We start from the raw sequence: 22,072 nt of genomic DNA, 5'->3' as shown, positions 1-22,072 counted from the left end.
CCGCGATCGCCGCGCTCGACGGGCGAGGAGTGCCGACCGAGGACGTCCGCGGCGGCCGCGGCGTCAGAGACGACGGCAATGACCACCAGTACCGGGCCTTCAAAACCGTCGCCCGCGTAACATGAGGTGATGTCTGAGGACGTACTCGTCACGGCGGACTGGGTGGAATCGAACCTCGACGCGTTTCAGGACGACGACTCCGATCACCGGCTCGTCGAGATCAACAATCCGACCGTCACAGACGAGTCGGAGTACACGCCGTACGAAGAGGGGCACATCCCCGGCGCGCTGAACTTCGAGTGGGACGAGGTGTTCACCGACGAGACGGAGCGCGACATCGTCTCGAAGGCGGACTTCGCGGCCCGCAACGGGGAAGCCGGAATCGACGCCGACACGACGGTCGTCGTCTACGGCGGCGGCCGCGTCCCGAACTGGTTCGCGCTGTTCGGCTACTGGATCTACAAGTACTACGGTCACGATGACGTCCGCGTTATCGACGGCGGGAAGGGGTACTGGGTCGCCAACGACTACCCGCTCACGACCGAGGAGCCCGACTTCACGCCGCGCGACTACGAGGCCCGCGGCCCCTTCGAGAGCGTCCGCGCCTACAAGGACGACATCGACAAGGCGATCGAGGAGGGGATCCCGATGGTCGACGTCCGCTCGCCCGAAGAGTTCTCCGGCGAGGTCATCGCGCCCGAGGGGCTCAACGAGACCGCCCAGCGCGGCGGCCACATCCCCGGCGCCAGCAGCGTCCCGATCGGGACCACGCTGAACGAGGACGGCACGTTCAAGAGCGCCGACGAGCTCCGCGAGCTGTACAGCGAGGCTGGCGTCGACGGCGACGAGTCGACGATCACCTACTGCCGAGTCGGCGAGCGCTCGTCGATCGAGTGGTTCCTCCTGCACGAACTGCTCGGCTACGACGACGTCCGTAACTACGACGGCTCGTGGACCGAGTGGGGCAACCTCGTCGGCGCGCCGATCGAGACGGGCGAGTAAGCGGCGCTCGGTCGCCGCCGTCGACCCGCTGACGCTATTTAAATAAGTCACTAAGCGAGGAGGACGCCGCGCACGCCCGTTCGGCGGCAAGGTCTCCGCGGTGTCGGCCGCCGGCCGTCCGGGTCTGCCGGCCACCCGGGCCGCCGCCGACAAGGCCTTGCGGCGAGAGCCCGTATCCGGGATCGAACATGGGTGCGGACGACCACGCCCCGACGCCGCCGACGGTCCCGGATCCGGAGGCGATTCGGTCGGTCACCGGGTCGCCGACCGAGGCCGGCACCGTGGTCTGGCACCGCGAGGACCTCCGGATCGCGGACAACCCCGCGCTCGCGACGGCCGCGTCCGCGTCCGCGGCCGCGGCGACGGAGCGCGATACCGACGAGGCGGCGACCGCGGAGGACGCTGACGGGACGGCGGCCGCGGAGGACGCCGACCCCGTCGTTCTCCCGCTGTTCGTCTTCGATCCCGCCTTCTACGGCGACCGCGGCCTCGCGTGCGACGCCCGGATCGCGTTCCTTCACGACTCCCTGCGCGACCTCGACCGACAGTACCGCGACGTGGGCGCGCCGGGCCTGACGTACGCCCACGGCGACCCGATCGAGGTGCTCGGTCGCTTCGTCGACGCCGGCTGGGACGTGGTCGCGACGCGGAGCGTGACCGGTCGGTACGGACTCCGGCGCGACGAGCGCGCCCGCGACGAGATCGGCGTCGAGTTCGTCGACGGCGACGGACTGGTCCGCGACGCCGATCGCTCGCGCCGGGAGTGGAAGGGAGCGATCGAGTCGTGGCTGGCCGCCGACGCGCACGACTGGGACCCGCGACGCGTCGACGTGGAGCGGATAGCGACCGGACCGGGATCGGGATCGGGCTCCGACTCGTCCCCGGACACCGGCGACTCGTTCGTTCCGTCGCCCGAGGCCGTCGCGGCCGCCTACGACGTGACCCCCGAGAAATCGATGGTGCCGGACGGCGGTCGGGCGGTGGGCCGCGATCGGTTGGCGTCGTTCGCCGGGCGGCTCGGCGACTACCCCGGGAACATCTCCTCGCCGGTCGACGCCCGCGAGGGCACGAGCGGCCTCTCGCCGTACCTGCGGTTCGGCTGTCTCTCGCTTCGGGAGGTCCACCGGTACGTCGACGAGCACGCGCCGGACGGCCGGGGGAAGTCGATGTTCGTCTCCCGGCTGTTCTGGAACCGCCACTACCGGCAGAAGCTGGTCGACTGGCCGGGGTGGCTCGACGAGGCCGTCAACCCGGTGTACGCCGGATTCAACCGGGACCGACACGACCCGGAGCTCGTCGCGGCGTGGAAGGCCGGCGAGACCGGGTTTCCCATGGTCGACGCGAGCATGCGTTGCCTCCGCGAGACCGGTTGGCTCAACTTCCGGATGCGGGCGCTCTGCGCGAGCGTCTACTTCCACGTCCTCCAGCAGCCGTGGCGGATCGGCGCGGACCACTTCCACGAGCACCTGATCGACGCGGACGCCGCGATCAACTACACGCAGTGGCAGTCGCAGTGCGGGCTCGTGGGTCGCCCCGGGCTCCGGCTCTACAACCCGCGCAAGCAGGTCCGCGACCACGACCCGGACGGGGAGTTCATCGCGCGGTGGGTTCCCGAACTGGAGCCGCTCCCAGTCGAGCACCTCGACCGCCCCGAGCACGCCCCGCTCGCCGTTCAGGCTGAGTGCGGCGTCTCGATCGGCGAGGAGTACCCCTACCCCGTCATCGAATTCGAGGCGGCCCGCGAGGAGTTCCAGCGGCGGTACTACGACGCGCATCCCGAGGCCGCCGCTAGGCTGGCGGACGAGCGGATCGCCCGCCGCGCCTCCCTTTCGGGCGGACTCGACGCCGCACGGGCGATCGCGGAGGAGCACGGGAGCGAGGCCTCGGAACGAGGGGCCGAAGCGAGCGGCGGTGCCGGCGAGGCGACCGCTGACGGGCGTCGGCGCGGTCGTCAGACCGATCTGTCCGCCTTCGACGACGACGGCTGACCGACGAGCCGGCGTGGGAACGTATTTACATGTGTGTACCGTATTGTGAATCATGAACCAGAATGTCGGTTCCACGGACAAGCGCGTCAGAACGGCCCTCGGTGCGGTGTTCGGAATCGCCTCGCTCGCGACGCTCGCGGGAGCGGTTCCGGTGCCGGCGTTGGCCGCGCCCGTCCTCGGCGTCGTCTCGCTGATCATGCTCGGGACCGCCGCGACCGGCACGTGCGCGCTCTACTCCCTGCTCGGCGTCGACACGTGCCCGGCGTCGGCCGGCGGCTCCCGGTAAGACCCTCGACCGGTCCGAGCTTTCACGTACAGAAGGGTTGAGACGGTTCTTCTCGACGGTTTCGAACCACCGGCGACGGTAGCCTCAAGTGTGGCTAGTCGTAACGTGTGACATGAGCCTGCGACGCAGACCGATGACTGTCGTGTACGTGCGCGCGAACCGCTTCGCCGACCGAGGTGGCCGATCGTGAGCGACACCCCGACCGTCCTCGTGATCGGAGGCGGCGCGACCGGGGCCGGAGTCGCCCGCGACCTGGCGCTCCGCGGCGTCGACGTGACGCTCGTCGACCGCGGCGGGCTCGCCGGCGGCACCTCCGGGCGCTCGCACGGCCTGCTTCACAGCGGCGCCCGCTACGCGGAGGACGACCCCCGAGGCGCCGAGGAGTGCCTCCGCGAGAACCGGACGCTCCGCGAGATCGCCGGGGCGTGCCTCCGCGAGACCGACGGGCTGTTCGTCCGCCTCGGCGGCGACGACCCGGACTACTTCGAAGAGAAGGTGGCGGCCTGCGAGGAGATCGGGATCGAGACCGAGCGGCTCGACGCCGACGAGGCGCAGGCGGTCGTTCCGGGGCTCTCCGACGACGTCGCGGAGGCGTTCCGCGTGCCGGACGGCGTGATTTATCCCTCTCGGCTGGTCGCCGCGAACGCGGCCGACGCCGAGCGACACGGCGCCACCGTCCACACCGACGCGCCCGTCGAGGCCGTCGAGACGGCCGACGGCGCGGTCTCGACCGTGCGCGTCGGCGGCGACGTCGACGCCGCGCTCCGACCGGACCACGTCGTCAACGCGACGGGGGCGTGGGCCGACCGGATCGCCGACCTGGCCGGCGTCGATGTGGGGATGGCGCCGAGCCGCGGCGTGATGATATCCGTCGAGTACGACGGGCTCGATCCGGTGTTGAACCGGTGTCGCGACCCCGACGACGGCGACATCGTCGTCCCCCACGAGGGGGAGGCCGTGCTCGGCACGACGAGCGTCCCGGTCGACGACCCGGACGAGTACGAGACGGCCGACTGGGAGGTCGAGCGCTCGATCGAGGAGTGCGCGGCGATGCTCCCCGCGGTCGCCGAGGCCCCGGAGGTGAGACGGTGGTGGGGCGTCCGCCCCCTGTACGCGCCGGACGAGACGGGATCGAACCGGCGCGGGATCTCGCGCGGATTCACCGTGATCGACCACGCCGACGAGGGCGTCGGGAACCTCCACACGGTCGTCGGCGGGAAGCTGACGACCTACCGGGAGATGGCCGAGCTGACGGCCGACCGCGTCTGCGAGCGACTCGGCGTCGACGCCGGCTGCGACACCGCGACGGAGCCGCTCCCCGGCGCCGACGACCCCGCTCGGCTCGACGAGTTCGTCGAACGGTACGGCGGGGCGAACCCGACCGACGCCGGCGTCGTGAGCGCCGCCGCTGACGACGACTGAAACGGCGGGGATCGGACGGGGAGGGCGCCGGGGGCGAGTCCGGCTACTCGACGTCGTCGATCAGGTCGCCGAACACCGAGGTCGCGGTGTCGGGGACGTCGAAGTCGTGGTAGTGCTCGCCCTTCTCCTTCGAGAGGATGTTGAGGGCCGCGGCGGCGCCGTCGCCGGCCGAGATGACCGCCTGCCACTCCTCGGCGCGGACCATCCCGCCCGTCGCGTAGGCGCCGTCGACGCTGGTCTCCATCGAGACGTCGACGTCGACCGTCTCGTCGTCGCCGAGCGCGCAGCCGAGCGACTCCGCGAGGTCGCGGCTCGCGCCCGTGGCGAGCACGAGGTAGTCGGCCTCGTACTCGCCCGCCTCGGTCGTCACCGCGAACCCAGCGTCCGACTCGGCGACGTCGGTGACTTCCTCGCCCTGCTTCCGATCGACGCCGAAGTCGTCCGCCTGCTGGCGGAGGGTCGCGAGGAACTCGTCGCCACCGACCGAGCCGATCCCGGGGTAGTTGAACAGGTGCGCCTTGTGCATCCAGGTCTTGTCGGTGTCGAACAGGACCGCGTCGAGCCCGTTCTTGCCCGCGAACAGCCCCGCGCTGAGTCCGGCCGGTCCGCCACCGACGATCGCTACGTCTGCCATGCCGTCACTTCCCAAGCCGGGCTGATAAGCGTTGGCGGAACCGGCGACACGGGTGCGGTAGCGGACGGTCGGCGATTGGCGATTGGCGGTCGGCGGTCGACGGGCGGCGGTCGGCGGTCCGCTGGTCCGCGGGTCAGCCGGCGACTACGACGAGAAGTCTGAGAGTGACCCGTCGGCGTCGTCGGATCCGTTCCGACTCTCGCCCTCGCCGGTCCGGTCTCCCTCCGCGCTCTCGTCGTCCCCGCCGCCGACCGTCTCGGGCTCGCGCCACGGGTCGTCCGGGTCGACGGGCTCGACGGCGCGGTCGAGCTCGGCGGCGGAGTAGTCGCGGTCGTCGTCGAGCAGCATCGCGAGGCGCTGCCAGCGGGCGCTGTGCTCGCCTTCCCCCTCCGGTCCGACCCGCGCGCCGCGCGTCTTGAAGAAGCGCGTGCCGCGCCCCAGCTTCGACCCCTCGCCGGTGTGGCCGTCGAAGATCGCGTCGAACTCGCCGCCGGGTTCGAGGTCGCCGACCGGGAAGTCGTGGGCGGGCTCCTCGCCGCGCTCGCGGGCCTCGGCGCGGCGGTCGGCGACGGCGCGGAAGTACTCGTCGGCGTTGGGGCCCTCGCGGGTCGACCGCGCGCGGGCGGCCGCCAGCGCGGCGTGGATCGCGCAGAGGCGGCCCTTCCACTCGGCGGGCTCCCAGCGCTCGGTAGCGAGCTCCTCGTAGCGCTGGATCGCGAGCGCGACGTCGCTGCCGGCGCGGAGGTCCTCGACGACGTAGAGGTTCAGGCGGTCCCAGAGGTTCCACGAGTAGCCGGAGCGCGCCAGCTCCCAGGCGGCCCACGCGGCGACCTCCTCGTCGGAGCGGCGCACGGCCTTCTGGAGCAGGCTGGAGACGGCGTAGCGGTTGTACCCCCCGTCGGTCTCGTTCGCCTCCTTCGGCTCGCCGAAGTCGTTGTCGCCGGTCGCGTCCGGCGTCGTGTCGGTCTCCAAGCTCCCGTCCGACCCGAACGTCGCCTGTCTGTCGTCGCCGTCGGCCATACGCCCGCTCCCGCCGCGAGCGACTTAAAAACCGCGCGCGGCGGGCGAGATCGGAGCGAGCCGGGCGGTGCCCGAGGCGCCCGCGGTACGGCGGATCACACCTGCGCTGAAAGGGAACCCTTAAGTCGAATCCAGCGGCTATGTTTCAGTGACCGCCCTTAGCTCAGCCTGGTAGAGCAGTCGACTGTAGATCGACTTGTCCCCCGTTCAATTCGGGGAGGGCGGACTGGTTTTCAAGCCGATTCATGGTCGACTGTAGATCGACTTGTCCCCCGTTCTCGTGAGCGAAGCGAACGAGGGCTCGGAAGGCGCGCGCAGCGAAGCGAGCACGTCTTCCGGCGTTCAATTCGGGGAGGGCGGACTTCTCCTGCGAACGACGTGAGCAGTCAGGAGTTTCGCGGATCGAATTGAGCAGACGAGTCACAGCCCGGAACGGCGAGCGGAGCGAGCCGCACGTCCGGACTGTCTCGGCGATTTCAACTCGGGGAGCGTGAACTGAATCCTCGCAGAAGGGTTCTATCGCTACTCCGAACCGATCGCACATGTTACCGGTGGGAAACAATATCGACTAATCGAGTAAATCGGGGTCCGGAGAGGCGATTCGGACGTCGACCAACCGACGCTGACGCATCTAGCGCGTATGCGACGGCAGTGACAACCGCGTGCTATTATCCCAGCGTTAAGACGTCTATAATGATACTACCGCGGTATGACGTTCGGATATGGGAACGGATCTCAAACGCTGGGTCGGGCAGACGGCCTCTGCGGCCGCGAACCGTGATATCGATGGTCTCATCAAAAGTTTGTTTTTTGTGTATGCCGGCGCGTGGCTTTCGGTCACTTCTCGGTATCCGATAGGCACGAACGTGTACGAACGCGACTGGGACGCGTTGATCGTTCTCGATTCCGCTCGGGTCGACGCGATGCGGGAGGTGGCGCCCGAGTACGATTTCATCGAGACCGTCGACAGCATTTGGAGCGTCGGAAGCAACTCGCAGGAGTGGTACGTCCAGACGTTTCGTGAGCAGTACGCTGAGAGCATTTCCGAGACCGCACTCGTGAGTTCGAATCCGAACGCGAGGGCGGTGTTAGCGGAACACGACTTGGAACCGAGGGGCACGACCCCGTTCCTCTTCGCAGACTGGAGCACGGTCGACGTCGACTGCTTCGACTACGTGGAGTTCACGCGTGACCACGACCGACCGTTCAGTGACGTCTCGGACCGCACGTCGACCGTCGGAACGATACAAGGCCCGGCGTACATCACCGAGCGGGCGGTCGCGGCGGGACGCGGCGAGTCCGACCGGCTCGTCGTTCAGTACTTCCAGCCCCATCGCCCTTTCGTGCACGGCCTCGTCGCCGAGGATCGCGATATGACCGTCGCCGAAGAGTACCCGTACCAGACGATAGCCGACGGCGAAATAACCCGCGACGACCTGTATTCGATGTATCTGGATAATCTGCGCGTGGTGCTCGACTCGATCGAAGAGCTCCTCGAGAACCTCGACGCGGAGAAGGTCGTAATAACGTCGGACCACGCCGAACTGTTGGGGGAACTCGGACAGTACGGTCACTTCCTCGGCGTGCCGCATCCGGCGCTGAAAAAGGTTCCGTGGGTCGAGACGACCGCGGAGGACCGCGAGACGATACGCCCCGAGGCGAAACCAACGATAACGGATGAGCCCGACGTGCGAGACCAACTGAAAGAACTCGGCTACCTCTGATCGGGGCGGAAGGTCTGTACGGGCGGACGCCGAGACCGGCGACGCGAATCTCGTTCGGCGAGGTGCCGGGGCCGACGGGAGCGCCCCCGGGTCGCCGCCGAGTCGGAATCCGTGACACCCGAGGGTCGTCGACCGACGGCGCGAGCGCTGTTAAGCAGACAAAAACCGGAAAAACTTATCTAATTTATTACATACTAGTTTAATATCTATTATGATTATTGCTTAAGAATGTCTGTAGGACAGGAGCTACTCGACGTACCGTTCCCCGAGATGGTGGCCAGCATGGGGCAGGGGATCGCGGACGCGCAGAACCAGTTGGACATGAACTCGGTCGAGGTCGCCAAGACGCTCGCGGAGACCGAGATCGAGGTCGTCCCGGCGATCACGCGGACGATCGACTCGAACGGCGACGTCACCTACTCCTCGGCGGACGCGATAGACGTCTCGCTGCTGCAGGCGGGGCTGTTCCCGACGTTCTACCAGTTCTCGGAGGCCGTCATCGAGGTCGAGATGGACATCAAGACGACCACCGAACGGGAGACGAACATCGACGTCAGCGCCGAGGCGCACGCCGGGTTCGGTCTGTGGGGCGGCAGCATCCAGACCGACGTGAGCCACAACCGCAAGTTCGGGAAGGAGGTCCACGGGACGAGCAAACTGAAGACCACGATGGTCCCGGTGCCGGAGCCGCCGTACCTCTTCCCCGAGGTCGAGACGGTCGACAACCGCACCACGACCGAGGAGTGATCGAATCGGGTCCCGGTCGCCGACACCCGAGAGCGCGGCTCTCGCCGGCGACCGCATCCGCACCCGCGACACCGACACCTATGCCACTACGAGCCCATCACGTTTCCCCGCCTAGTACAACCCGCCGCCGACCGACTCAGCCGGTCGCGGACGTCCCGTTCGACGACCTCGTCTCCCTGCTGGCCGCGGGCGTCGCCGACGCGCAGACCGCGCTCGACGCGCACAGCGCGGCGACGGGGGCGTCGCTCGCGGAGACCGAACTCGAGGTCGTCCCGTCGGTCACGCGGACGATCGACACCGACGGCTCGGTCACGGCGACGCCGGCCGCGACGGAGCGTCGGTCCCTGCTGGAACTCGGGATCACGCCCGCGTGGTACCGGTTCAGCGAGGCGACGATCGAAGTCGAGGCGGACGTGCGAGTGGCCGAGCGCGAGGGCAACGACGCCGGCGCGGGTGACGACGGGACGGACGACGCCGACCGACTCGGTGACGACGGAAACGATCCCGCGAGCGGGCTCACGGCGAGCACGCAGTCGGTGATCGACCGGCGGCGGTTCGACCGGGAGGTCGGCGCGAACGCTCGACTGGCCGCGCGTCTCGAACCGACGCCGCTGCCGAGGCGGGTCGGCCCCCCGGCGGAAGCGGACGCGGAACGCGGAGGCGACCGTGCCGACTGACGAGTGGCTCGCGCGACCGCTCTCGGAGTTCGTCCGCTCGGTCGCGTTCTCGGTCGCGGAGGGCCAGGAGGAGTTGGACCGCCGATCGATGGCGGCCCAGCGCGCGCTCGAACGGGAGATCGAGAGCGGCGAACTCGCGTACGACCTCGACGCCTCCTGGCTCCGGTTCTCAGAGGTCGAGGCGGACCTGGAGCTGACGCTCTCGGTCGAGGGCAAGGAGATCCGAGACCCGGAGACCAACGAGGTCCGCGGGTACAAGCCCGTCGTGAGCGCGGTGCCGCTCAATCACCGCGCCGTCGACGAGTACGAGGTGGACGCCGAGATCGCGAGCGAGGTACGCCTCAAGATAGCGCCCGTTCCGCCGGAGTCGCGTCGGCCATGAGCGACCGGTTCGACGCCAAGAGCGAATCGTATCGCATCGCTGAGACGTTTCAGTTGGAGGAGATCCCCCAGGTCGACGTCGAGAAGTTCGAAACCGTCGAGCGGGCGGCGGTCGAGCGGGTGATCACCGAGCAGCAGGAGTCGCTCGTCCGGCTCCAGACCGACGTGCTCGACGTGCGGACCGAACGCGACGCGCTCGAACACCAGCTCTCGAAGCTGACGGACGACCGCGAGCGGCTTCAGGAGCGCGTCCGGGAACTGGAGATGGAGCGCCCGGCGCTGGAGCCGAAGACCGTCTTCTCGAACCTCGGCGCGGCGCTGGAGGCGGCCGACGAGGACCTGTCGAGCGAGCGCTACCGCGTCGACGACGTCGACTTCACGCTCAAGGCGAACGTCACCCAGACCGAGGAGGGGGTCCGGATGCACCTCCCCTCGCTGGACGAGTCGTCGCTCTCGGCGAACCTCAGCGAGGTCTCGTTCCGGCTGCGGGCGCCCCGCACCGAACCGGAACGACCGGAGACGGAGTACGTCGACGTGCCGGAGCTACGAGGGCTGTCGCGCGAGGCCGCGGTCAGCCGACTGACGGCCGCCGACCTCGCGGTCGGAACGGTCGAACGCGCTCCCGACCCGACGACGACGCCCGGGGCCGTCGTCGAGCAGTTCCCCGACGCCTACGCCGTCGCCGAGCCCGGGGCTCCCGTCGACCTCGTCCTCGCCGAGGAGCCCGGCGACGATTCGGAGTCGGCCGACGAGTCGAGCGCGGAGGCGGATACCGGCGCCTCGACCGACTCGGACGCGACGGGAGGGAGCGATTCGAACGCGGACGAACCCGCGGACGACGCGCCCGCCGACGAGACCGGAGAGGAGAACTCCGACGAGACCGCTGAGGAGAGGCCCGAAGAACGGACCGACGACGAGGAGAAGGCGCGCATGGAGGCGTTCCGCCGCGCGATTGTTGAGGTCGACCCGGAGAACGGCTCGGCCGTCGCGGACCGACTGCGCCGCGCCGGCGTCACCGACCTCGACGCGCTCGTGGAGCGGGACCCGGAGGAGCTCGCCGAGCTGTTGTCGATCCCGGTCGAACGGGTCCGCGCGTTACAGGAGGAGCTCGGCGGCCGCGAGGAGCCGATCGAGCTCGAATCCGTCTCCGGTATCGGTCCGACGTACGCGAGTCGACTCCGCGAGAAGGGGATCGGATCCGTCGCGCGGCTGTCGACGCTCGAGCCGGAGACGGTCGCCGAGATCACGCGGGCGTCGACGAGCCGAGCCGCCGACTGGATCGAGCAGGCGACCCGGCTGACGGAGGAGCGGTGACCCTCGCGGAGCGGTTCGGCGCGTCGATCGAGGTCGCGGGACCCGACCCCGACGCGGAGGCGTTCTTCTTCGTGAAGCGTCCGGAGTCGGTCGACCAGGACGCGTTCGTCACCGGGCTGCTCGGGCTCGTGGGGACGGGCGGCCGGCTCGTGCTCCATCACCGATCGGGGTTTGCGGTCGTCCGCGTGTCCCACGACCGCGCTCGGCGGCTGCGGCGGCTTCCGTGGGTCGACAGCGTCGGCGGCGTTCGGTTCGATCCGGAGCAGTTCGCGGCCGTGACCGGCGCTCCTATCGCGTGATCGGCGCTCCCATCCCATGATCGGGGCCCCGTCGTGTGACCGACACCCTCGTCGTGTGGCCCCTGCTCCCGTCGTGCGAGCGGGGCCATTCGATTCTCAGCGCGAGTATTCGCACCGACAGCGTATTTATCCCTCCACTGCAACTCTCCGGACATGACTCTCGTCGTGGTCCCGGTCCGGTTCCCGCCGTCGTCGCACTCGGCGGCGACGCTGCGAGAGGCCGTCCGCGTCGCCGATGAGCGCGACGCCGACCTCACGATCCTCCACGTTGACCTGTATCAGAACTCGGGCGGCGTCTCCCGCAGCGACCTCAAGCGCGCCGTCGAGCGGCGGATCGGGGCGGTGGACCGCGCGCGGTACGTCGTCCGACGCGGCTTCCTCGTCGAGGAGACGATCTTAGAGGAGATCGTCGCCGAGAAGGCCGACGTCGTCGTCATCGGCTCGAAGCAGGCGGGTCGCTGGCGGCGGATGGTCCAGAAGCTCCTCTCCGACCCGGACATCGACTCGTTCCTCCGGAGCGAACTCGACTGCACCGTGATCACGGTCGAGGCCGACGGCGAGGTCACGAGCAACGAGGGCGAGGAGAGCGAGGCGGACGCCCCGATCCCGGACGACGGCGGCGACTGACAGACTCAGTCGCCCCCGCCCCCGCCCGCGACCTCGTAGCGGCGCTCGTACTCGATGACCGTCGCGACCCGGTCGGCGACGTCGCCGCCGAACTCCCGCTCGACGAGGTACAGGGCCAAGTCGATCCCGGAGGTCACACCGCCCGCGGAGAGCAGGTCGCCGTCGTCGACGACGCGCGCGTCCACGACCTCGGCGCCCGACTCGCGCAGCTCGTCGATCGCGCCGGCGTGGGTGACCGCGCGCCGCCCGTCGGTGACGCCGGCCTCCGCGAGCAGCATGGACCCGGTGCATACCGAGGCGATCCGCGTGCCGGCCGCGTGGTGGGCCGCGAGCGCGCGGGGAACGTCCCCCTTCCGCGCCTCCGCCCACGCGCTCGCCTCCGCGTCGCGCGCGTTCCAGCCGCCGCCCGGAACGAGCAACAGGTCGGGGACGTCGTCCGCGTCCGGCTCGGGCAGGGTCCCGTCGACCCCGACGCGCGTCCCGTGGCTCGCGGTCACCGAGTCGCGCTCGCCGAGGGTCACGTACCGGACGCGCCCGGCCGGGTCGTCCCCCTCTCCGGCGTACTCCAGCGCGTAGTCGAACACCTCGTACGGACCGATCCCGTCCAGTTCGTCGAAGCCGTCGTACAGCAGCACGTCCACGTTCATACCGACTCGAAGGGGGGCGGACGGCTTGTGCGTTCCCCCGCTGTCACTCCGCGGCGAAGGCGTCGGCGACCGCCTCGATGTCGCCGGCGACGCGGTCGCGGTCGATCCGCTCGCCGCGGTACGCGCGCTCGACGATCCCGTCGGGATTGACGAGCATGGTGACGACGACGTGGGTGAAGTCGTACCCGGGGAGTCGCTCGCTCTCGGTCGTCCGCTCGAAGCCGATCCCGAGCCGGTCCTCGACGACCGCCTTCGCCCGCTCCGGCGTCTCCGGGCGGAGGTAGTGCCAGTTGCCGCTGTCGAGGTTCACGCCGATCGTCTCGGCGTTCTCCCGAAGCGTCGCCGCGTCGTCGCGCTCGGGGTCGAAGGTGATCGGGAGGAAGGCCGTCTCGTCGGTCAGTCCCGCGTCGGCGACCCGCCGCTGGACGGACACCAGCCGTCGAAGGAGGATCCCGCACTCGACGGGACAGGTGGTGAACACCCCGGTCACGATCGCGGTCCGATCGAGCGCCTCGCTGTCGATCGTCACCCCCGCGATCGGGTCCCGAAGCTCGAACGCGGGGAGTGGTTGGCCGTACGCGGGATACGCGAGATCCTCGCTGTCCGCGAGTTGGTCCTCCTGCGGGCCGAGCACGACCCCTTCCGGCTCGTCGCCGAGCACCGAGGCGCAGCCGGCGACCGCGCCGGTCGTCGCCGCAGCGATCCCGCCGAGCACCGCTCGCCGTTGCATACCGAAGTCGTCGGACCGCGCTCGCATAACCGGTCTGGTGCGCCCGTCGAACGCGGCTCGTCGCTCGCGGGATTTATAACGGCGAGTAGTACGGGATCGGGGGGTGCGGCAGCGGGACGCCGAGCGTCGCGAGCCCGTGCTGGAGCGGGATGTACCCGAGCGCGACGAAGGCGACGCCCAGCGCCCGGTGGATCCGCATGCGGGTCTCGACGCTCACGGCGCCGAACGCGGTGCCGAAGACGAACAGCGCCGGGACGGTGCCGAGGCCGAGCGCGGCCGCGCCGCCGAGCGCGCTCCCCTGGACGAACGCGTACAGGAAGGCGGGGTACAACAGCGGGCACGGCAGGAGGCCGTGGGCGGCGCCGAGCCCGACGATCCGCCAGCTGCCGACCCACGCGTCCACGCGGGGCACGATCCGACCGGTCACCGCTCCGGCGGCGGCGGCGAGCCCGGGAACCGGGATCCGCTGGAGTTCCAGCCGGAGCGCGTACCGCGCCCCGATCGCGATGACGACCCCGCCGACCGCGATCCCCGCGAGCGCGTGGACGTCGCCGGCGACCGTCGTCACGGTGCGGCCCGTCACGAACGCGAGGCTCCCGGCGAGGCCGAACAGCCCGCCGATCGCGGCGTAGCTGGCGGTCCGTCCGAGGTTGAACAGCGCGTGCTGGCGCACCTGTCGCACGGTGAGGTCGTCCCGGCCGCCGGCTCGCCCTTCGGCGGCGCCCTCGCGCATCCGGTCCGCGTACGTGGAGACGAGCGGTCCGCACATGCCGAGGCAGTGCGCGCCGCCGAGGAGGCCGACGAGCAGGAAGACGCCGAGGCTCAGCGGCTCCGCCGAGTGGATCGTTCCGGTGGGCTCGCACGTCGCCGTCGCGGGGGCGAGTGAGGCCCCGAGCGAGCCGACGCCGCCCCCGAGTTCGCGCATGTCCGAACCCACGCACGCGGCGGCCCTAACGGATCTGGTGCGATCGGCGAACGGGGGCCCGCGATCTACCGGCGGCGGGGAGCGCGGTCACGGCGTCGGACCGCGACCGCGAGGGCGGGCTACTCGAACAGGTCGTCGACGGTCCGGACGAACCGGTCCACGATCCGGTCCGGGAGCGACGCCGACACCTCGTCGAGGAGCGCCGCGGTCCGCTCGGGACGCGCGAGCGAGACGCGCACGGGCCGGTCGTCGGACTTCTCGACGACCCCGCTCTCGGTGAGGTTCGAGACGTGCCACGAGACGGTGCTCCGCGCGAGGTCCAACTCCGCCGCGAGCGTCGCCGGGCGGGTCGCCCCCTCGGCGTGGAGCCGAACGAGGATCTCGCGGGCGGTCTCGCGGCGGAGGAAGGCGACGGCCCGTCGCTCCCACGGGTCGAACGCCGGATCGAAGTAGTGGGCGCGGCCGCCGATCCGCTCCACGGCGACCTCGCCGTCCCGGACGAGCCGGCGCAGGTGGTACTGCGCCTGCCCGGTGGCGATGTCGAGGTCGCGGCTCACCCGGTTGAAGTGGACGCCCGGCGTGTCGCGGACGTGTCGGCGAACCCGGACTCTGGTCTCCGGCATTGGTGCTCGCTTGGAGCTACCGGATCGGCACCTAAAACGAGCCCGCGCGTTCTCTCCGCGTGGGAGCGGCCGGGGGAGTATTCTTGTCGCTCGCCGCAGTAGACACCGAGAACGTGAGTCCGATTCTCGCGAGCCAGATTGCGAGCGCGACCGCGACTGCGAGCGCGACCGCCGGCGGATGGGGCGTAGAGGGTTCGCTGCCGCTGCTCGGCGTCGTGTTCGTCGCCGGCCTCGGAACGGGGCTGCTCTTCCTCGTGAGCCTCGTCGCCTACCGCCGCCGGCGGAGCGCCCAGTACGGCCTGATAAGCGTCGCGGTCGGCGCCCTCCTCGCCCGCTCGGTCGTGGGCGCGGGCACCGTCCTCGGCGTCGTCCCGATGCCGGTGCACCACTACGTCGAACACAGCCTGGACTTCCTCATCGCCGCGGTCGTCCTCTACGCGGTGTACGCGTACGCCCCGGGGTCGGTCGGGGACGACACGACCGCCGACTGATCGGCGGGCCGCCTCACGCGGCCGCTCAGTCCCCGATCTCGCGGCGAACGCGCTCGACCGCCGCGTCGACGCGCCGCCCGTAGGCGAGCGTGACGCCCGCGACGACGGCCCCGAGGAGCGTCCATCCGACCAGCGACGCGACCGCCCGGGCGGTCGAGACGAACCCGCCCTCCGGCGCGAAGGCGACGCCGATCACGTGCTCGAAGACGAGCCCGCGGAACGCCCCGTTGGGAGCGAGCGCGATCGACGCGGGGACCGTCGTCGGTGATGCCCCGGCGGCGAGCGATCGGAGCAGGACGAGGTCGCCGCCGAGCACGCCCGCCACCAAGGCGAGGCTCCCGAGCGCGATCGCGCTGCGGCGGCTCGCGGCGAGCGCGGAGACGGCCGCCGCGAGCGACACGTACGCCGCGCCGAGGAGGAGGACGAACGCGAGGAACCGCAGGTACAGCAGCGGCGAGTCGACGCCGGTGTGGGTCGCGAAGATCCCCGTGTCCGGCGCGGCGGTCAGCCAGACGACGGCGCCGATAGCCGCGTACGGAACGCCGACCGCGGCGACGAGCGCGACCAGCCGCGCGAGCAACACCCCCGCGACGTACTCGCCGACGCGGACCGGGTACGTCCGGATCACCGCGAGCTCGCCGCTCGCGGCATCGGTCAGCAGCGCGCGGTAGCCCAACACCACCGCGACCAGCGGGACCAGGGCCTCGGTCGGGAGGAGCAGGTCCACGACCGCCGGCACGAAGCCGGTCGCGCCGCCGCCACCGGCCGCGAGGAGGCCGCCGAGGGCCGCGAGGAGGCCGACCGCCAGTACGCCGTAGCCGGGAGTACGGACCACCGTCGCGATCTCGCGCCGGAACACGGTCGAGACTCCCGCGAGGCGGCCGCTCATCGGTCCGACACCCCCGTGACGTGGACGTCCGGCTCCGCGTCCTCGTCGCCCTCGCCGTCGCTCCCCTCGCGCTCGCCGTCTCCCTCCGCCGCGTCGCCGGCGTCCGCGGCGCCCCGACTCGCGCCGGGCTCGCCGACCACGGCGCGGTAGAGTTCGCTCGCGTCGGCCGCGCCGTGCTCGTCGAGCAGTGGATCGAGGGGGCCCGCGGCGCCGACCCGTCCCCGACGCAGGATCACGATCCGGTCGGCGTGGGCGTCGACGAGGTCGAGGGCGTGCGACGAGACGACGACCCCGGTGTCGCCGTCGGCGCGGTTCGCGGCCGCGCGGAACGCGCGCTCGCGCATCCCGGGGTCGAGCCCGCTCGCCGGCTCGTCGAGGACCACGAGCGAGGGGTCCCCGAGGACCGCCTGCGCGATGCCCAACAGCCGACGCATGCCGCCCGAGAGCGCCTCGACGTGCCTGTCACCCGCGTCGCCGAGGCCGACGCGCTCAAGCGCCGCGTCCGGGTCGTCGCCGACGAGCCGCGCGTAGAACGCGAGCGTCTCGCGGGCGGTGAACCCGTCCCGGAACGGGACCCGCTGGGGGAGGTAGCCGATCGGCTTCGGCCCGGTCGCACCGGTGTACCGGACCTCGCCCGCGGTCGGCTCCGTCGCGCCGACGAGCACTCGCAGCAGCGTCGACTTCCCGGAGCCATTCGGGCCGACGACGGCGGTGACGCCGGGCTCGACGTCGAGCGAAACGTCGTCGAGCACCCGGACGCCGCCGTACGTCCGCGCCGCCCCGGAGAGGCTCGCGACGAGGCCGTCAGACATCCGCCACCCCGCTCGTCGCGGCCCCGCGTCTCGTCGCGTTCGGTGCGTTCGTGTTCGTCCCGATCGCGTTCGTCCCGGTCGCGTTTCTATCGCCCTCTCCGCCGCCGGACCGGGCGCGCCAGTCGGCGTGGACCGGTCCCGCGTCCGGGTCGAGCGCCGCCGCTACCCGGTCGGACGCGTACGGCTCCGTCGCCGGGGCGGGGTCGATGATGCTCCCCGAACGCGCGCCGGGGACCGTCCCGCGGAGGCGGTCGAGGAGGGCGACCGCGGGCGACTCGCGCACGGCGACTAGGGAGACCTCGCGGTGGAGCGCGCCGTCGACGGGCGAGGTGGGTCGATACGCGCGCTCGCCAGGGTCGTGGATCCCGACGTTCGCGCCCTCCCAGTAGTTCCCGCGGCCGCCGTCGGCCCAGACCCTGAGCGCGCCCGCCCCGGCGGCCGCGTGGTCCGCGTTGGCGACGAAGTCGTTCTCGACGACCCGACTCGACGGGACGACGGTGGTCGCGCGGGCCCCCAGCTCGTTGTTCGCGGCGACGTTGCGCTCGTACAGGGACCCGCGCGAGCTGGTCGAGAAGCCGAGTTCGTTGCCGACGAGGGTGTTGTACCCGATGTACGCCCTGGTCCCCGAGGCCTGGATCCCCGCGCTGGAGTTCCGGACGTCGTTGCCGACGATCGCGTTGCCCGAGGGGCGCGTCATCACCGTTACCCCGCCGAAGAGCTCGTCTCGGAAGGCGTTGTCGGCGATCAGCGCGTCGCTCGTGTACATGAGGTGGACGCCGTAGCGGTTGTCCGCGAACTCGGAGTTCCGGACGACGGAGTCGTCGGCGCGGTGGAGGTAGATCCCGTCGCGGCCGCCCGCGAACTCGCTGTCCGTCACCGTCACCCGCGACTGCATGCCAGTAATTCCCATGAACCCGTCCTGCCACTCCTCCGTCCCGTTGACGCGGAGGTCGCGGACCGCGGCGTCGGAGCCGTCCCGGAGGAGGATGCCGCTGGCGCTCGCCTCGATCGTCACGTCGTCGACGAACAGCCCGGGCGCGTCGATCGCGCGGATCCCCGCGTCGCCGTGGCCGTACCCGAGCTGGATGTTGGTGTCCCACGCCCCGCCCTCGGGGTCGCGGCCCGATCGCGCCGCATCCGGGTCGCGCGTTTCGTTCCCGCTGCCGTCGACCGCGACCCCGGTGATCGCCACGTCCGGCGCTCGCACCGTGATCACCGAGCCGTTCCCGTCGCCGCGTATGCGCGCGTCCTCCCCGGCGATCGTGACCGACTCGTTCACCGTCAGGGTCTCCTCGTAGGTGCCCGGCGGGACGGCGACGGTCGTGTTCGCCGGCGCGGCCGCGAGCGCCGCCCCGATCGTCGGCGCGTCCTCGCCGACGACGACGGAGACGGGTCGGTCGGCGCGCCGGTCGGCGGCCGCGATCCGCTGGTCGGCCGCCGTCCAGCGGTCGGGGGCCATCCCGCGCACCGCCGCCGCGGAGTCCGTGTCGAACGACCGGTCCCGGACCGCGCCCCAGTCGATCACCCGCCCGCCGTGGTCGGCTGTGAACGCCTCGGCGGCGGCTCGCTCGCGGAACGGGACGACCGTCTCCCCCGCCGGGCTCCGGGCGTCGCTCCCGACCACGTACACCGCCTCCGGCGCCGGCGTCCACTCGCCGGCCAGCTCCGCGTCGAACAGGCCGCGCTCGGTCGTCCCCGGCCGCGCGTCGTCGAACGTCTCGACGTAGGCGACGACCGGGTAGCCGAACTGCCGCTCCGCCCGGTCGTCCTCGAGCGCCGCCGCGAACGACTCGACGCCGTTGTAGCCGACGACGTACTGGAGCTGCGAGTAGAAGACCTGCGTCCGCGGGATCGTCGCCGATCCCGCCATCAGCGCGTCCGTCTCGGAGGAGAGGCCGAGCTCGACGACGTCGTCGTAGGCGACCGGCGACGGCGCCGCCGTCTCGGGATCGGCGACGAACGCCCCCGCCGTCGCCGCCGCGGCGGCGAGGACGAGCGCCGCGAGCGCCAGCCGGACCGGGAGCGACGGATCGCCGAAGGGGTCGAATCTCGTCACGGTGACGTTTATTTCTCCCGGGGTTTATCCGATCTGGTTCGTTCCTCGAACGGGGGATTGAATCGGTCCAGAGGGTCTAAGACGATGGTTCAGCAACTGTTACGCATGGGAGACCACCAGCATCCGCCGACGTCGCGTCGGCGACTGCTCTCCGGAGTCGGCGCGGGGATCGCGCTCGCGGCCGCCGGCTGTCTCGGCGAAGAGAGCGCGTCGATCACGCCGATCTCGCTCGACGGGGAGCGCGCCTGCGACCAGTGCGGAATGATAATCGAGGACCACCCCGGGCCGGTCGGACAGGTCCACTTCGAGGACGACGAGCCCGAGGGCGGGCGACCGGGGCAGTTCTGCAGCAGCACCTGCACGTACACCTACCGGTTCGACGCCGAGGACGCCGGACGGACCCCGCTGGCGACGTTCCTCACCGACTACTCGCTCGTCGAGCAAGAGGTGTTCGAGGAGGGCTCCGACGTCATGTTCTCCTCGCACGTCGAGAGCGAGGCGTTCTCGCGAACGACCGATCTCACCGTCGTCGCGCGTAGCGAGGTCGTCGGCGCGATGGGGCCGGAGCTGATCCCGTTCAGCGAGGAGGCGGACGTGACGGCGTTCGTCGATGAGTACGGCGGGGAGCCGATGCCGGCGACGGACGTCGAGCGATCGACGCTGGAAGCGCTGTGAGAACCGTGGCCGGAGGCGATTAACGGCGCTCTGTGAGGTCCGGAAGGCCGCGTGCCCCGGACACGGTGCCGACGATCGCCGAGAACGCCAGCGTCGCGACGAGCCGCGTGATCCCGGTGATTCCGGCGTTGGACAGGACGCCCGCCACCAGCACGGTGAGCGCTATCACGGCAACCGTGATCACCGCCTCTCGGGCGAGGACGTTCCGCACGCGCTCCCTGCGGTTCGACCGCTCCGTCTTCAGCGCCGGGAGCACGTCCCTGATCCGGGTCTGGACGAGGTAGTTCGTGAGCCCCGCGAGGAAGCCCGCGAACAGCGACCACGCGACGGGCACCCCGTTGAACCGGATGCCGGCGGGCTCGGCCGTCGGCCCCTCGTCGTCAGCGCCGGAGGCCTGGTCGGCGGAGCCGCCGGATTCCGCGTCGGAGTCGCCGTCGACCGATCCGACCGGCCCGTCAGCGTCGTCGCCACCGGTCTCGCCGTCGGCGTCCCCCGTCCCGGTGTCGCCGCCGGCGGTTCCGCTCTCGTCCGTCCCGTCGCTGGTCCCACCGTCACCCGCCCCGCCGTCACCGGTCCCACCGTCATCCGCTCCGCCGTCACCGGTCCCACCGTCGCCCGGACTCGTCTCGGATCCCGACCCGTCCTCTGGGACGTCGACGGTGAACCGCACGATCTCCGTGTAGCTCCCGACCGTCGGCGGGACAGTCGCGCCGAGCGTGACGGACGAGTTCGGTCGCAACGTGAGCTCGCCGCCCGTCACGCGCTCGCCGGTGTCCATCCGGTACAGCGTCACCCGGTCCGTCTCGGTTTCGATCCGGACGGTCGTGGCGTTCTCCCCGGTCTTGTCGCCCTCGTAGCCGGCGAACCCGACGAGAAACAGGTCGTCGACGCTCGTCCGCGCGTCCGGCGGGACCGATCCGAAGCGGAGCCGCAGCTCGCCGGCGTCGTCGTACGCGACGTACCTGTCGGCGTTCTCGCTGTCGGCGGGCGACAGGTAGACGCCGGAGTCCGTCGCGACCTCGTCGCCGTCGGTAAACGAGGCCCCGGTCGCGGCTCCGCCCCCGAGCAGCACGACGACGACGGCGAGCGCGACGATGGCGCGGTTCATGTTCCCACCGAGTTCGTCGTCCGAGTCGGGTCTCGCCGCGCGACGACAGGGCCGAGGCTACTCGGCATCGTCGCTATCGTCGGCATCGGCGCGGCCCGTACGCTCACGGTAGGGCCCACGCCACCGACGGTGTTAGTAGTGAACCGCGTTAGGCGTTTCAGCGTCGGGTTGAATCGTCTAACTGCGGGCGTTACGACGGGAAATCGTCTTCAATGACGGCCTGAAACCCGCTAACGCGGCCTAATAGTAAGTGGGTATCCGACCAAGCAGATGACGTAACAATGAAGCTGAATCGCAGAAGCGTGTTGGGGGCCATCGGGATGATCGGGGTCGGAACTGGTGCGGCGTTCGGGTCGGGAGCGTTCACCACGGTCGAAGCGCAGCGCGCGGTGGAAGTGAACGTGCTCGGTAACGATTTCGGTGACGATGGGGTCGTTCAGTTGAATGACGGGGATCTGAGCGATGAACCCGCCGGTAACATAGACGGGACAGCTGTATCTACTATCGAGGACAACATCGCGAACACTATTCTTGGTAACGACGGCACTGCCGACGTTCTGGTAAACACCGCGTCGAGTAACGTCACGGTGAAAGCCGACGATACAGAGTACGACGGGCGATCGCTGTTCCCGGTTTTCGACGACACGTACGGTACTACTGTCGATAGAAACTACGTGAGCCTCGTCGCCAACGACGTCACAATCGTCTTCGGACCGACAGACGAACCCGGACGCAAGCTGCCGCCGAACGCAACGCTGACCGAATCATCGCTCTTCGGCGTTGTGAGGAACGGTACCGTCGACGTGACATTCAACAAAGGAGACACGGACAACGGACTGCTCACAAACGTGGATGACACGAACGTAAGTACCGGTGCCGGCACCCCTGGGGGTAACGTGACTCTCCCCGGAACCGTTGAAACGGGTGAGCCGGGGAGCACTGAAACGGAAGATCTGATAATCACGATCGGGAGCAGCGGCAGCAGCTAACGCGTT

24 protein-coding genes and 1 tRNA gene are annotated in these 22,072 nt (G+C 70.5%); 15 read left to right on the top strand and 10 right to left on the bottom strand.

The window, feature by feature from the left end; genetic code table 11:
* Nucleotides 1–129 precede the first annotated feature (129 nt).
* From DJ73_RS15055 to DJ73_RS15040, 4 genes are all read left to right on the top strand, one after another.
* Entirely contained in the window at nucleotides 130–1,002 is an 873-nt protein-coding gene (locus tag DJ73_RS15055; RefSeq protein ID WP_094522502.1) for a sulfurtransferase, read from the top strand.
* A gap of 188 nt (nucleotides 1,003–1,190) precedes the next feature.
* Nucleotides 1,191–2,990, top strand: a complete 1,800-nt coding sequence (locus tag DJ73_RS15050; protein ID WP_094558364.1) for an FAD-binding domain-containing protein — start codon at nucleotides 1,191–1,193, stop codon at nucleotides 2,988–2,990.
* 52 nt (nucleotides 2,991–3,042) lie between these two features.
* A complete protein-coding gene (locus tag DJ73_RS15045; RefSeq protein ID WP_094522498.1) occupies nucleotides 3,043–3,276 on the top strand; it encodes a DUF2892 domain-containing protein in 234 nt (77 codons plus the stop codon).
* Between the two features lie 186 nt (nucleotides 3,277–3,462).
* Nucleotides 3,463–4,698, top strand: a complete 1,236-nt coding sequence (locus DJ73_RS15040) for an FAD-dependent oxidoreductase (RefSeq protein WP_094522496.1) — start codon at nucleotides 3,463–3,465, stop codon at nucleotides 4,696–4,698.
* A gap of 43 nt (nucleotides 4,699–4,741) precedes the next feature.
* Here the strand turns inward: DJ73_RS15040 and DJ73_RS15035 are convergent, their stop codons facing one another.
* Together DJ73_RS15035 and DJ73_RS15030 are read right to left on the bottom strand one after the other, a co-directional pair.
* A complete protein-coding gene (locus DJ73_RS15035; protein ID WP_094558363.1) occupies nucleotides 4,742–5,332 on the bottom strand; it encodes an NAD(P)/FAD-dependent oxidoreductase in 591 nt (196 codons plus the stop codon).
* A 144-nt stretch (nucleotides 5,333–5,476) separates the two neighbouring features.
* On the bottom strand, nucleotides 5,477–6,352 hold the full coding sequence (locus tag DJ73_RS15030) for a hypothetical protein (RefSeq protein WP_094522492.1): 876 nt from the start codon (nucleotides 6,350–6,352) through the stop codon (nucleotides 5,477–5,479).
* A gap of 152 nt (nucleotides 6,353–6,504) precedes the next feature.
* Between DJ73_RS15030 and DJ73_RS15025 the strand changes: the two genes are divergently transcribed.
* The 8 genes from DJ73_RS15025 to DJ73_RS14990 all read left to right on the top strand — a co-directional run bounded on the left by DJ73_RS15025 (nucleotide 6,505) and on the right by DJ73_RS14990 (nucleotide 12,121).
* Nucleotides 6,505–6,578 (top strand) — tRNA-Tyr (locus tag DJ73_RS15025).
* Nucleotides 6,579–7,218: 640 nt separating this feature from the next.
* Nucleotides 7,219–8,076, top strand: coding sequence for a hypothetical protein (locus tag DJ73_RS15020; protein WP_094558362.1), 858 nt, complete (start codon nucleotides 7,219–7,221; stop codon nucleotides 8,074–8,076).
* 228 nt (nucleotides 8,077–8,304) lie between these two features.
* Nucleotides 8,305–8,823 carry a hypothetical protein gene (locus DJ73_RS15015; protein ID WP_094558361.1) on the top strand — a complete coding sequence of 173 codons (519 nt, stop codon included), beginning with the start codon at nucleotides 8,305–8,307 and terminating at the stop codon, nucleotides 8,821–8,823.
* Nucleotides 8,824–8,903: 80 nt separating this feature from the next.
* Nucleotides 8,904–9,500, top strand: coding sequence for a hypothetical protein (locus DJ73_RS15010; protein ID WP_094558360.1), 597 nt, complete (start codon nucleotides 8,904–8,906; stop codon nucleotides 9,498–9,500).
* A complete protein-coding gene (locus tag DJ73_RS15005; RefSeq protein WP_094558359.1) occupies nucleotides 9,490–9,882 on the top strand; it encodes a hypothetical protein in 393 nt (130 codons plus the stop codon). The genes DJ73_RS15010 and DJ73_RS15005 overlap by 11 nt, the downstream gene beginning before the upstream one ends.
* A complete protein-coding gene (locus DJ73_RS15000) occupies nucleotides 9,879–11,195 on the top strand; it encodes a helix-hairpin-helix domain-containing protein (protein ID WP_094558358.1) in 1,317 nt (438 codons plus the stop codon). Before DJ73_RS15005 ends, DJ73_RS15000 begins: the two co-directional genes overlap by 4 nt.
* Nucleotides 11,192–11,494, top strand: coding sequence for a hypothetical protein (locus DJ73_RS14995; protein WP_094558357.1), 303 nt, complete (start codon nucleotides 11,192–11,194; stop codon nucleotides 11,492–11,494). Before DJ73_RS15000 ends, DJ73_RS14995 begins: the two co-directional genes overlap by 4 nt.
* A 153-nt stretch (nucleotides 11,495–11,647) precedes the next feature.
* Entirely contained in the window at nucleotides 11,648–12,121 is a 474-nt protein-coding gene (locus tag DJ73_RS14990) for a universal stress protein (RefSeq protein WP_094558356.1), read from the top strand.
* A gap of 5 nt (nucleotides 12,122–12,126) precedes the next feature.
* On the opposite strand, the gene DJ73_RS14985 is transcribed toward DJ73_RS14990, so the two are convergent.
* From DJ73_RS14985 to DJ73_RS14970, 4 genes are all read right to left on the bottom strand, one after another.
* Nucleotides 12,127–12,768, bottom strand: coding sequence for a DJ-1/PfpI family protein (locus tag DJ73_RS14985; RefSeq protein ID WP_094522479.1), 642 nt, complete (start codon nucleotides 12,766–12,768; stop codon nucleotides 12,127–12,129).
* 43 nt (nucleotides 12,769–12,811) lie between these two features.
* A complete protein-coding gene (locus DJ73_RS14980; RefSeq protein WP_094522477.1) occupies nucleotides 12,812–13,498 on the bottom strand; it encodes an SCO family protein in 687 nt (228 codons plus the stop codon).
* Between the two features lie 73 nt (nucleotides 13,499–13,571).
* On the bottom strand, nucleotides 13,572–14,423 hold the full coding sequence (locus tag DJ73_RS14975) for a sulfite exporter TauE/SafE family protein (RefSeq protein WP_094558355.1): 852 nt from the start codon (nucleotides 14,421–14,423) through the stop codon (nucleotides 13,572–13,574).
* A 119-nt stretch (nucleotides 14,424–14,542) separates the two neighbouring features.
* Entirely contained in the window at nucleotides 14,543–15,046 is a 504-nt protein-coding gene (locus DJ73_RS14970) for a winged helix-turn-helix transcriptional regulator (RefSeq protein ID WP_094522475.1), read from the bottom strand.
* Nucleotides 15,047–15,168: 122 nt separating this feature from the next.
* Here DJ73_RS14970 and DJ73_RS14965 point away from each other — a divergent pair, with 122 nt between their 5' ends.
* Nucleotides 15,169–15,537, top strand: a complete 369-nt coding sequence (locus DJ73_RS14965; RefSeq protein ID WP_241881518.1) for a hypothetical protein — start codon at nucleotides 15,169–15,171, stop codon at nucleotides 15,535–15,537.
* Between the two features lie 25 nt (nucleotides 15,538–15,562).
* Here DJ73_RS14965 and DJ73_RS14960 read toward each other — a convergent pair whose 3' ends face one another.
* Genes DJ73_RS14960 through DJ73_RS14950 form a run of 3 tightly spaced genes read right to left on the bottom strand, consistent with a single transcriptional unit; the run spans nucleotide 15,563 to nucleotide 19,294 of the window.
* Nucleotides 15,563–16,426, bottom strand: a complete 864-nt coding sequence (locus tag DJ73_RS14960; protein WP_094558354.1) for an ABC transporter permease subunit — start codon at nucleotides 16,424–16,426, stop codon at nucleotides 15,563–15,565.
* Nucleotides 16,423–17,238, bottom strand: coding sequence for an ABC transporter ATP-binding protein (locus tag DJ73_RS14955; protein ID WP_094558353.1), 816 nt, complete (start codon nucleotides 17,236–17,238; stop codon nucleotides 16,423–16,425). Before DJ73_RS14955 ends, DJ73_RS14960 begins: the two co-directional genes overlap by 4 nt.
* Nucleotides 17,231–19,294, bottom strand: a complete 2,064-nt coding sequence (locus tag DJ73_RS14950) for a NosD domain-containing protein (RefSeq protein ID WP_094558352.1) — start codon at nucleotides 19,292–19,294, stop codon at nucleotides 17,231–17,233. The genes DJ73_RS14955 and DJ73_RS14950 overlap by 8 nt, the downstream gene beginning before the upstream one ends.
* A 105-nt stretch (nucleotides 19,295–19,399) precedes the next feature.
* On the opposite strand from DJ73_RS14950, the gene DJ73_RS14945 reads away from it, so the two are divergent.
* Nucleotides 19,400–19,969 carry a nitrous oxide reductase accessory protein NosL gene (locus DJ73_RS14945; protein WP_094558351.1) on the top strand — a complete coding sequence of 190 codons (570 nt, stop codon included), beginning with the start codon at nucleotides 19,400–19,402 and terminating at the stop codon, nucleotides 19,967–19,969.
* Nucleotides 19,970–19,988: 19 nt separating this feature from the next.
* Here DJ73_RS14945 and DJ73_RS14940 read toward each other — a convergent pair whose 3' ends face one another.
* Nucleotides 19,989–21,077, bottom strand: coding sequence for a hypothetical protein (locus DJ73_RS14940; RefSeq protein WP_094558350.1), 1,089 nt, complete (start codon nucleotides 21,075–21,077; stop codon nucleotides 19,989–19,991).
* Nucleotides 21,078–21,358: 281 nt separating this feature from the next.
* On the opposite strand from DJ73_RS14940, the gene DJ73_RS14935 reads away from it, so the two are divergent.
* Nucleotides 21,359–22,066 (top strand): hypothetical protein, encoded by a 708-nt coding sequence (locus tag DJ73_RS14935; RefSeq protein ID WP_094558349.1) that lies wholly within the window; start codon nucleotides 21,359–21,361, stop codon nucleotides 22,064–22,066.
* Nucleotides 22,067–22,072 lie beyond the last annotated feature (6 nt).

The organism is Halorubrum sp. Ea1 (genome assembly GCF_002252965.1).
In the GTDB taxonomy this organism is placed as follows: Archaea; Halobacteriota; Halobacteria; order Halobacteriales; family Haloferacaceae; genus Halorubrum.
The sequence above is the reverse complement of the archived record's forward strand: the minus strand, read 5'-3'. Positions and strand labels throughout refer to the sequence as shown.

What these genes read in the sequence shown, in the direction of transcription:
- DJ73_RS15050 (WP_094558364.1), top strand. Translation starts at nt 1,191, where the DNA reads ATGGGTGCGGACGACCACGCCCCGACGCCGCCGACGGTCCCGGATCCG.
- DJ73_RS15010 (WP_094558360.1), top strand. Translation starts at nt 8,904, where the DNA reads ATGCCACTACGAGCCCATCACGTTTCCCCGCCTAGTACAACCCGCCGC.
- DJ73_RS15000 (WP_094558358.1), top strand. Translation starts at nt 9,879, where the DNA reads ATGAGCGACCGGTTCGACGCCAAGAGCGAATCGTATCGCATCGCTGAG.
- DJ73_RS15045 (WP_094522498.1), top strand. Translation starts at nt 3,043, where the DNA reads ATGAACCAGAATGTCGGTTCCACGGACAAGCGCGTCAGAACGGCCCTC.
- DJ73_RS14970 (WP_094522475.1), bottom strand. Translation starts at nt 15,046, where the DNA reads ATGCCGGAGACCAGAGTCCGGGTTCGCCGACACGTCCGCGACACGCCG.
- DJ73_RS14960 (WP_094558354.1), bottom strand. Translation starts at nt 16,426, where the DNA reads ATGAGCGGCCGCCTCGCGGGAGTCTCGACCGTGTTCCGGCGCGAGATC.
- DJ73_RS14945 (WP_094558351.1), top strand. Translation starts at nt 19,400, where the DNA reads ATGGGAGACCACCAGCATCCGCCGACGTCGCGTCGGCGACTGCTCTCC.
- DJ73_RS14935 (WP_094558349.1), top strand. Translation starts at nt 21,359, where the DNA reads ATGAAGCTGAATCGCAGAAGCGTGTTGGGGGCCATCGGGATGATCGGG.
- DJ73_RS15035 (WP_094558363.1), bottom strand. Translation starts at nt 5,332, where the DNA reads ATGGCAGACGTAGCGATCGTCGGTGGCGGACCGGCCGGACTCAGCGCG.
- DJ73_RS15055 (WP_094522502.1), top strand. Translation starts at nt 130, where the DNA reads ATGTCTGAGGACGTACTCGTCACGGCGGACTGGGTGGAATCGAACCTC.
- DJ73_RS14940 (WP_094558350.1), bottom strand. Translation starts at nt 21,077, where the DNA reads ATGAACCGCGCCATCGTCGCGCTCGCCGTCGTCGTCGTGCTGCTCGGG.
- DJ73_RS15015 (WP_094558361.1), top strand. Translation starts at nt 8,305, where the DNA reads ATGTCTGTAGGACAGGAGCTACTCGACGTACCGTTCCCCGAGATGGTG.
- DJ73_RS14990 (WP_094558356.1), top strand. Translation starts at nt 11,648, where the DNA reads ATGACTCTCGTCGTGGTCCCGGTCCGGTTCCCGCCGTCGTCGCACTCG.
- DJ73_RS14975 (WP_094558355.1), bottom strand. Translation starts at nt 14,423, where the DNA reads ATGCGCGAACTCGGGGGCGGCGTCGGCTCGCTCGGGGCCTCACTCGCC.
- DJ73_RS14985 (WP_094522479.1), bottom strand. Translation starts at nt 12,768, where the DNA reads ATGAACGTGGACGTGCTGCTGTACGACGGCTTCGACGAACTGGACGGG.
- DJ73_RS14955 (WP_094558353.1), bottom strand. Translation starts at nt 17,238, where the DNA reads ATGTCTGACGGCCTCGTCGCGAGCCTCTCCGGGGCGGCGCGGACGTAC.
- DJ73_RS15030 (WP_094522492.1), bottom strand. Translation starts at nt 6,352, where the DNA reads ATGGCCGACGGCGACGACAGACAGGCGACGTTCGGGTCGGACGGGAGC.
- DJ73_RS14980 (WP_094522477.1), bottom strand. Translation starts at nt 13,498, where the DNA reads ATGCAACGGCGAGCGGTGCTCGGCGGGATCGCTGCGGCGACGACCGGC.